Raw genomic sequence first — 904 nt, forward strand, 5'->3', positions numbered from 1 at the left:
GCGCGCGCCGCGCAGCAGTCCCTGCCAGAGTGCCGTCTCGTCGGTCCTGGGCAGGGCCGCGTCCTCCAGTGCCCTGGCCTCGTCCAGGCGGCCGCCGAGCAGCGCCGCCGCGCCTTGCAGCGCCCGCAGCACGGGATCGAGCCCCGCCTGCGGATCTTCCTGGAAAGCCAGGCGCAGCATGGCCTGCGCCTCCTGCGCCTGGCCCAGGGAAAGCAGGGTTTCCGCCGCCGCCCGCCGCAGAGGCGCGCGCTGCAATGGCGCGGCCGAGGCGATCCCGGCCTGTTGCGCCCGCAGGCGCTCGGACAGCGCCGCCGCATCCAAGGGCGGCAGGTCGAAGAGGCGCGTCATCCCGCGCGCCTCGGCGGCAGGCGCCTCCGGCCCCGCCGCGCTTTCCCCGGCGCCCGAAAGCAGGAAGCGGCCGGCGCCGGCCCGGAAATCCACCGCATCGCCGCGCGCGAGCAGAGCCGCGCCCAGCACGGTCGGCAGCAGTTCGGCCTGGGGCAGCCGCCGCGCCTGCGGCACCATCTGGTCCGCCTCCCGCACCGTGCCCACCAGCAGCGGCAGGCCCGTTTCCGGATCGGGCAGGGCCACCACGCGGCCCGGCGCGACGGCACGCAGCACCAGCATCCCGTCCTCCTGACCGGCGCGGATCGAACGGGCCTGCGGCAGTGCGGGCACCGGCTCCAGCAGCCAGCGTTCACCCTCCCGCCGGGCCCGCAGCGCGGCGGGCGCGGCGAGGCGGAGGCGCAGCACCGTGGCTTCCGGCAGGGGCAGCAGGTCGGCGGAGCCGAAGACCGGATCGTCGCGCAGGGCGGAAAGATCCAGCGGCCGGGCGAGATCCGACACCACCAGCAGAAGGTTGCCCCGGCGCAGCACCGCCAGGCCCGCCTCCGCCGGCAGCGGC

1 protein-coding gene is annotated in these 904 nt (G+C 77.2%); it reads right to left on the reverse strand.

Going from position 1 to position 904, the window contains the following annotated elements:
* On the reverse strand, positions 1-904 hold a 904-nt coding region (locus ROTAS13_RS27620), incomplete at both ends, for a hypothetical protein (protein ID WP_171979249.1).

Source organism: Roseomonas sp. TAS13, assembly GCF_001950415.1.
Lineage (GTDB): Bacteria > Pseudomonadota > Alphaproteobacteria > Acetobacterales > Acetobacteraceae > Roseomonas > Roseomonas mucosa.